Annotated in this window: 11 protein-coding genes; 10 read left to right on the top strand and 1 reads right to left on the bottom strand. The window is 71.5% G+C overall.

The window, feature by feature from the left end; all coding sequences use genetic code 11:
• Positions 1–11 precede the first annotated feature (11 nt).
• A complete protein-coding gene (locus AC31A1_RS43140) occupies positions 12–431 on the bottom strand; it encodes a hypothetical protein (protein WP_489658542.1) in 420 nt (139 codons plus the stop codon).
• A gap of 267 nt (positions 432–698) precedes the next feature.
• Between AC31A1_RS43140 and AC31A1_RS43135 the strand changes: the two genes are divergently transcribed.
• The 10 genes from AC31A1_RS43135 to AC31A1_RS43090 all read left to right on the top strand — a co-directional run.
• Complete coding sequence (locus tag AC31A1_RS43135) at positions 699–1,175, top strand: hypothetical protein (protein WP_489658541.1); 477 nt, start codon at positions 699–701, stop codon at positions 1,173–1,175.
• 42 nt (positions 1,176–1,217) lie between these two features.
• Positions 1,218–1,739 carry a hypothetical protein gene (locus AC31A1_RS43130; RefSeq protein WP_489658540.1) on the top strand — a complete coding sequence of 174 codons (522 nt, stop codon included), beginning with the start codon at positions 1,218–1,220 and terminating at the stop codon, positions 1,737–1,739.
• Between the two features lie 92 nt (positions 1,740–1,831).
• A complete protein-coding gene (locus tag AC31A1_RS43125; protein ID WP_489658539.1) occupies positions 1,832–2,473 on the top strand; it encodes a hypothetical protein in 642 nt (213 codons plus the stop codon).
• A 20-nt stretch (positions 2,474–2,493) separates the two neighbouring features.
• Positions 2,494–2,691 carry a hypothetical protein gene (locus tag AC31A1_RS43120; protein ID WP_489658538.1) on the top strand — a complete coding sequence of 66 codons (198 nt, stop codon included), beginning with the start codon at positions 2,494–2,496 and terminating at the stop codon, positions 2,689–2,691.
• Between the two features lie 204 nt (positions 2,692–2,895).
• On the top strand, positions 2,896–3,279 hold the full coding sequence (locus AC31A1_RS43115) for a hypothetical protein (protein ID WP_489658537.1): 384 nt from the start codon (positions 2,896–2,898) through the stop codon (positions 3,277–3,279).
• Between the two features lie 74 nt (positions 3,280–3,353).
• Positions 3,354–4,058, top strand: coding sequence for a hypothetical protein (locus AC31A1_RS43110; protein WP_489658536.1), 705 nt, complete (start codon positions 3,354–3,356; stop codon positions 4,056–4,058).
• Positions 4,059–4,140: 82 nt separating this feature from the next.
• Positions 4,141–4,836, top strand: a complete 696-nt coding sequence (locus AC31A1_RS43105) for a hypothetical protein (protein WP_489658535.1) — start codon at positions 4,141–4,143, stop codon at positions 4,834–4,836.
• 87 nt (positions 4,837–4,923) lie between these two features.
• Positions 4,924–5,454 carry a hypothetical protein gene (locus tag AC31A1_RS43100; protein ID WP_489658534.1) on the top strand — a complete coding sequence of 177 codons (531 nt, stop codon included), beginning with the start codon at positions 4,924–4,926 and terminating at the stop codon, positions 5,452–5,454.
• A gap of 99 nt (positions 5,455–5,553) precedes the next feature.
• Positions 5,554–6,309, top strand: coding sequence for a hypothetical protein (locus AC31A1_RS43095; RefSeq protein ID WP_489658533.1), 756 nt, complete (start codon positions 5,554–5,556; stop codon positions 6,307–6,309).
• A gap of 92 nt (positions 6,310–6,401) precedes the next feature.
• The coding region (locus tag AC31A1_RS43090) for a hypothetical protein (RefSeq protein WP_489658532.1) at positions 6,402–7,137 on the top strand (736 nt) is incomplete at its 3' end.

The following is a 7,137-nucleotide window of genomic DNA, read 5'->3' as shown; positions in this document are numbered from 1 at the left end:
GTGCGGGTGGGTCAGTCGGTAGTGGGCTCGCGGTGCTCGCGCATGACCTCGATGAGCGCGAAGTGCTTGAGCGGCATGTAGGACTTGAGGCCGTGGGCGAGCCAGGAGGCGCGGCCGTCGGCGCCGAGTGCTCGGGCCCAGACGCGGCAGTCCTGGTAGATGACGCGTGCGACGTCGTAGTCGACGCCGATGCGGTCCATGTAGTCCTCGATCGCGGTTTCGCGGTCGTGGATTGCGACGGCCTGGGTCTGGGCGTCGTAGCGGTCGACTGCGGTCACGTCGTACATGTCGAGGCAGGCGCCCCAGAACGCTTCGTGCCAGAGCAGTCCGCGCTCCCACTCGGTGGAGGGCGTGAGGACGATGCCGTGCACGGTGCCGCCCTGCATGAGGACGGTGAAGGCGCGGGGGGTCTTGTCGAGCGTGACGGGCATGGGTGTCCCTTTTCGGTTCGGGTCTGCGCCCGGTTGCTCTCCGGGCTGCGCGGCGGGGTGTTCCGCCAACACCTAAATAGTACAGCAGGCGTCGCTACGTTGGGAAGTGGGACGCATAAAACCTTCTGACATGCACTTTTATGCGCGGGTCTCACTCCTGAAACGACGCGCACTGTACTTTCCCTCTCAAGGTGTGTAGCGTTCCGACCGCACCACCGGCCCGGAGAGCAACCGGGCCAACAGACCCGAACCGAAAGGGACTTCCCCATGCGCATGCCGCTTCGTCACCCTCGCCGCCCTGCGGCGCTCTTCGCCGCTGGACTGGCCACCGCCACCCTCGGGCTCGCCGCCGTCCTCACCGACACCGACCGGCCCGCCAACAGCACGGCGACCGTCACCACGCACAGCCACGGGTTCACCGACGGCCGTGCCGACGCGAGCGGCGACGACAACCACGACGGCCGGATCGACGAGGACGAGAGCGGCTGGGACTGCCGCACCATGGGCAATCGCGCCTGCGGCACCCGCATCGTCCCCGCCGAGTGCAAGGACGCGGGCGCCGCCACCGATCTGTGCGTGACGGTAGCCAGTCGCCCGGCGTACGGCTGGACCAACCCGGGCGGCTCTCGTGTCGGCAACCCCGACGGACGCGCCCAAGTGCGCGACCTCGAAGAGGAGCCCGGCTCCCCGGAGTTCACTGCCGCGCTGCGCGCCCTCGACGCCGAGTGGCGCGAGCACCACTGACCGCCCGCCGGGGCGCAGCCGTACGACTTCGACCCGGCCGCCGTGCGCATCGTCCGCGCCGACCGCGTCCAGCACGGTGACGTGGTGCTCGGCGAGGTCTACGGCGAGGACCCCGGCCACGCCGCTGGGGTCAGCTACCTGCCGTACGGCTGCATCCCGTACGCCGCCCGGCCGCGCCCGGTCGATCCCGCGTGCCCGTGCGAGCTGTGCAGCCAGCGCCGCGCCGACCCCTTCACCTACCTCACCAACCCGATCGCGCTCACCGTCTGGCCGCGCGAGGACCTGGACCCGGTGTGCCAGGTCAACAACGCCGACGAACTGCTCGTGGTCATCCCCGCCCGCTGGGCGGCGCACGGCGCGGCCCAGGTTCCCGAGAAGCCCTACAGCCGTGAGCGCGTCGAGCAGGCCGCCAACGACGCCTTCGACTGCCTGCGCTCCTACTTCGACTTCAGCCACCAAGGCGACCGGCGACTCTTCACGGGGGCCCTACTCGCCTTCCTGGACGACCCGAACAGCCCGTACCCGTACAGCAGCCACGAGGCCGACGAAGAGGAAGCGATGTGAGCGGTCGGCTCCGCCGCTCAGGTGGAGCGATCACCGCGAGCGGCACGTCCGCCGACTCCTCTGCCCCACTCCGAGACCCGGAAGGCCCCACCATGCGCACCCTGCCCCTTTCCGACAGCTCCGACGCCCTCACCCTCACCGACCGGCCGACCACCGACGACTTCTCGCCCCTGCCGCACGGGCTCACGCTCGACGACGTCGTCGCCGTCCGCGCCCATGAGGTGAAGGCCGGTGACCTCGTGGTCGCCCAGTTCTCCGACGGGACCGGCGTCCGCCCGACCGAGCACGTCCCCGAGCCGTTCCCCGCCGACCCGCACACCATGAGCACCTGCCCGTGCGAGGAGTGCGAGGAGTGCGACGACATGCACGCCTGGACGCTCCAGGAACACAGCCGCGTCGCGGACGTCGGCTGGCGCTTCCTGTGCCTGGCTCCCTCCGAGGACGACGAGCCGTGCGTCATCGTCCTGCGCAACCGTCCGGTGGCCGTGATCCCCGCCGACGTCGTGGCGAGTGCCCAGGCCGCCGCCGAGGAGCCGCCGGTGCGCACGTACGGCGTGATGTGGTCTGCCGACTTCGAGGCGAGCAGCCCGGAGGAGGCCGCGCGCCTCGCGTACGAACAGCTCAAGAGCTACGCCACCGACGGGTGGCCGCCGGAACTGGAGGTGCAGGGCGAGGACGGCCAGACGACCGTGATCGACCTGAACGCCACGGAGAAGACGGGGGAGGGCCGGTGACGGGCCGCGACTGGAGGCAGATGAGGCGCGCCGACTTCGACGAGTCCGCGCCGCTCGCACTCGTCGACAAGACCACCGCGCGGGCCGGGGCCCGTGTGCCGGCCACCCCGGACGCGTACGGCACGGCCGCCTTGTTCGGCGACGAGATACCCGACCGCCAGACCACAGCCCGCCGCGCCCCGCAGCGCGAGCAGCCGCAGGCCGACAGCCTGTTCTAACCCAACCCCGAGTACAGCGCACGTCACATAACGGTGACGCACACACCCGGACGAGCCCACCCGCCCCGCTAAATCACCGGCTCACTTGGGTAACTCGCGATCGTCCACCGATCCCGGAGTGGACCCGATGCGACGCGTGCTGTACTATTTGAAGTGTTGGCGGAGAGCAACCGCCAACAAGACCCGAACCGAAGGGTGCCCCTCATGGCTTCCGCCAACTCCCGCCGCGCCACCGCCGTCATCCGCGACCGTGCCCGTGCCAACCGCGCGGAGGCCCGCTCCCGCCGCGCCGCCGCGACCGCCGCCCGCCGCGTCCGCACCGGCCCCCGGTCACTCACCACCCACATCATCGCCACCGGCGCTGCGCTCGACGTCGTGTCCGGCGCAGCCGACGCGCTTCGCACCCAGGCCCGCAAGGCAGGCATCCGGGGCCGCGCCGCCCGCATCCGTCGCAGCTTCAACGGCCGCGCTCGCCACGCCATGACGGTCTACCGCTACACCGCCGAACAGGTCGCCCAGATCGTCGCGAACTACAAGCCGCGCAAGCCGGAGTACAAGGCCATCCGCGCCGCCCTCGTCGCCGCCTGACCTTCCCGCAAGCGCCGGGGCGCGGCCCTTCTGCCCGCCGCGCCCCGGCCCCTGAGACTCCGGAGACGCACCCGATGAACAACATCGTCCCCCGCGCCACGCTTGCCCCCGCAGAGGCCGCCGCACTGCGCGCCCGTATCACCGCCACCGTCGCCCGCGACCGCTTCGGCCCGGCGCCCACCATGGCCGTGCTCCACGTCATTGCCTCCCATCTCGACCGCGTGGCCGAAGCGTTCGAGCGAAACCGTCCCAGGGACGCGGTTGAGGCGCTGAGCGACGCCCGCGAGTTGGCGGTGTTCCACCCCGACACCCGCTTCCCGGCGAACTTCACGGACTACATCAACGCCCCTCTCACCGGCGTCGCGTTGCCGATGCTCGCCCCGCTCGCCCCGGTCTCCCCCGGGCTCGCCAAGCGGGAGACCGACCTTCGGCACCGGCTCACCCTCGTCCATGAACAGCTCTCACAGGCCACCAGTGAGGCCGCCACGGACGCGTGGCTCCCCAGCGCGCTCACCCTCCAGCGCGACTTGATGAAGCTCGCCGGAGAGGTCCGCGTCGACAACGCCCGCCCGTGCAACCAGCCCACCCCCGAGCCGACGCCGGAGCCAGCCGAGCAGCACGTCCGGTGCATCGCCTGCGGCAGCTCCAACCTGCGGTTCACCGTCCGTGAGTGGGCCGTCTGCGAGTGCGGCAAGGGCCAGACCTGGGGCGACGCGATGGTCTGCGGCTGCTGGGGCTACGACTGCCCGGCCATCCAGGGCCCCGCCGCCCAGCACTGACCACCCCTGACCGGGGCGCACCACTCGGTGCGCCCCTCCTCGGCCGGAGAGCAACCGGCCAGACCCGAAAGGCACCACCCCGATGAACGCCATCACCCCGCTCGCCCCCGAGGCCCGCGCCGCGTACGGCGCCTACTGCGCCTTCGGCCGCCGCATGGCGCCCCTCCTCGCCGTGCGCCTCACTGCGATGCGGGAGTACGCGTCCGCCCGCAGCCACACCCCGAGCTGGAACGAGACCGCTGACCAGCTCAGCGACGCCGTGGCGACCGTGTGCACGGCCGCCATGACCCGCCGCCGGTCGTTCCGTCGGCTGGCCGTCGACACCGTGCTGATCGCCATCGTGGCGTTCGAGAAGACGCACGCCAGGTCCCTCCCGTACGACGATCACGGCCGCTACCACCCCGAGCCGGGCACCGAGTACCCGATCAGCGTCTCCGACATCGGCCGTGCCGCCGTGCAGATCCTCGGCCCCACCTGGCAGGCGGAGTCCCTGTCCTGGGGAGTCGGCGCCTCCATCCAGGAGGACGACGCGACGACGATCTACAGCCTCGGCATCGACGAAGACGGCGACCTGTACCTGGCGGACAGCAGCAGCCGCGAGTTCTTCACCGACGCGGTGATCACTGACGGCCTGCCTGCGCTCGCCGCGCTCGTCGCCGAAGCCGTCCGCACCCGCCGAGAGGCGGAGAAGTGCCCCAGCGGCCAGACCCGGCCGGAGTGCACGGAGACCGACCTGTGCGAGCAGTGCTGGCAGAACGAGGACGACAGCGCCACCTGAGCCGCACCCCTGCCCCGGCCACCCGGCCGGGGCCCACGGCCCGGAGAGCAACCGGGCCGGACAGACCCGAACCGAGAGGGAAGCCCCATGACCATCGTCGACTGCTCCGAAGACGGCCGTATCCAGGTCGTCGACGTCGACCTAAGTGCCCTGCACCCTGGTGACATCGCGGTGTCCACCGAGAACGGGCCCACCAAGCTGTACTCCCGCGCCCAGGTCCGTACGGCCATCAATGACGGTGTGACCCTGGCCGCCGACGAGGCGCACGTGTCCAGCTACGCCGACCGGTTCGCCTGGGCGGTCACCGCCGTCATGACACTTCTCGACCAGCCGTCCGCGCGATGGGGCGAAGTGAAGAACCGGCACTACGCGCCGACTGGCGACGTCGTGGCTGCTGACGACGACGAGCCGCAGTACACGCGCGAGCAGGTCTCGCTGGCCGTGAACAACGGCGTCGACCTCGCCGCCGGACGCGAGCGGCGCACCTGCCCCGACGACTTGGACAACTTGGTCGTGAACGCGGCGCTCACGCTTCTCGACGACCCGGACGCCGACTTCTACAAGGTCGCCACCGAGTGCTACTCGGAGAGCCCGCGCGTCATCCGCTCCTGGTTCTGACGCCCTTCCTCGCGGGGCGCGCCTTCCCCGGCGCGCCCCGTCCCATCAGCCCGGAGAGCAACCGGGCCAACAGACCCGAACCGAAAGGCCCAACACCCCATGTTCACGCTGAGGTTCGCCCTCAATGAGGTCGTCGCTGTTGCCACACACTCGGTTCTTGCCCCGCGCAACACGCTGCGCTCCACGTACGACCAGTGCCAGAACGGGGAGGAGATTCACGCCGCGTTGTGGTGGGTGCGGGACAGCAGCGGCACGTACCTGACGGGGAACTCCACCCACGCGGGCGCGCCTTGCGATGCGTTCGCCGAAGGCTACGGGCCTGGCGGCGACGACGCGTCCAGCATCCTCGGCAGGGACTCCCGGGTCATCGACGCGATCCCGCTGCACGACCCGGAGAGCGGTACGTCCCTGCATTCGGATCTGGTCCGGGCGCAGCGCGACGGTCACGACACGCTGACCATCAGCCTCGATGGCGACGTCATGGAGATGCGCACCCTCGCCGCTCCGAAGCCGGTGGCCCCGGACGGGCTCACGGCGTACTCGCTCGGCATCGTCGACTTGGCCGCCTCCAGGGAGCTGCACCTGACCTGGCAGACCGGCAAGTCCCGGCATGTGCTGCACCTGGCCGGGCGCGGCCCGCACAGCGCGACGGGGCACGTCGTCATCGGGGCTCGCTCCGGGAAGGTGCTGCGCGCCGTCCTCACGTGCCCGTCGGACCACGGGCCCGTCCAGCGCACGGCTGAGGGCACCAACAATGTCCGCGCGCTCCTCAGCAGCCTGTCGCCGTTGCCGTGCCCGCCCGGCTGCACGGCGCCCAACGTCATGGCCTGCTTCGAAAGGGCTCTCCAGAAGTAGGTCACCCCTTGCGGCAGGGGGCGACGCAAGCCGCCCCCTGCCGGTCCACTCCCCGGCGAGAGCAACGCCGGAAGACCCGAAGGAACCGCCTGATGGCAACTCCCACCGCACCCACGACCGCCGCGCCGGCACTCGCCCAGCGTGTCGCCGAACGCCTTCCGCACCGCGACGGCGCCGCGTGGACGGCCGCCCCGTACGCGGCCTGGTGGACGACCCGCCCCGCCGCTCGCCTCATCCAGTCCGGGCGGCCCGGCGCGCTCGTCCTCGCCGAGCACCCGTGGCGTACCGAGGTCGCGTGGCAGCTCGACGACCGCGAGCCGTACGAGCCGGACCTCACCCTGGACCGGATGGCGCCGGAGCCCGTGGCGCGCGAGACCCTGCGACTCGTCCTGCCGCTCCTGGACGACGCCGCCGCCGTCGCGTACGCCCACCGGCCCGCCGATGCCGAGCAGTTGCGGCTGAGGCACCTGACCCTGATCGGCAGCGCGGTCCGCGCCCAGGGCGCGGCGACGGTCAACCCGATCGGCGCCCAGCCGAACAGCCACGTCGTCGCGTGGGACAGCGCGGGGGTTCGGTACACGGTGACGCTCGTGGGCGCGAACCCGGCGTGCAACCTGTCGGTCACCGGGCCGGTCGCCGCCGTGGAGCGCGTGCTGCCGCTGTTCCTGCCGGAGCCCGCCGCGCAGCCCTCCTTCTCGGTGGGCGTCGTCGGCACCCTGCTGGGCCGTCGCGTGGCCGCGCACCTCGCGCAGTACACCGCCGTTGACCAGCTCGACGACGGTGGACTCACCTTCGGCGTGTCCACCGGCCCGTTCGGCTACGTCGCCC

The sequence above is a fragment of the Streptomyces sp. P5F9 genome, from assembly GCF_057961495.1.
This window is presented reverse-complemented; position numbering and strand designations above follow the sequence as displayed.

Coding starts and splice junctions, on each gene's coding strand:
- AC31A1_RS43120 (WP_489658538.1), top strand. CDS start 2,494: ATGAGGCGCGCCGACTTCGACGAGTCCGCGCCGCTCGCACTCGTCGAC.
- AC31A1_RS43100 (WP_489658534.1), top strand. CDS start 4,924: ATGACCATCGTCGACTGCTCCGAAGACGGCCGTATCCAGGTCGTCGAC.
- AC31A1_RS43105 (WP_489658535.1), top strand. CDS start 4,141: ATGAACGCCATCACCCCGCTCGCCCCCGAGGCCCGCGCCGCGTACGGC.
- AC31A1_RS43140 (WP_489658542.1), bottom strand. CDS start 431: ATGCCCGTCACGCTCGACAAGACCCCCCGCGCCTTCACCGTCCTCATG.
- AC31A1_RS43135 (WP_489658541.1), top strand. CDS start 699: ATGCGCATGCCGCTTCGTCACCCTCGCCGCCCTGCGGCGCTCTTCGCC.
- AC31A1_RS43110 (WP_489658536.1), top strand. CDS start 3,354: ATGAACAACATCGTCCCCCGCGCCACGCTTGCCCCCGCAGAGGCCGCC.
- AC31A1_RS43115 (WP_489658537.1), top strand. CDS start 2,896: ATGGCTTCCGCCAACTCCCGCCGCGCCACCGCCGTCATCCGCGACCGT.
- AC31A1_RS43125 (WP_489658539.1), top strand. CDS start 1,832: ATGCGCACCCTGCCCCTTTCCGACAGCTCCGACGCCCTCACCCTCACC.
- AC31A1_RS43095 (WP_489658533.1), top strand. CDS start 5,554: ATGTTCACGCTGAGGTTCGCCCTCAATGAGGTCGTCGCTGTTGCCACA.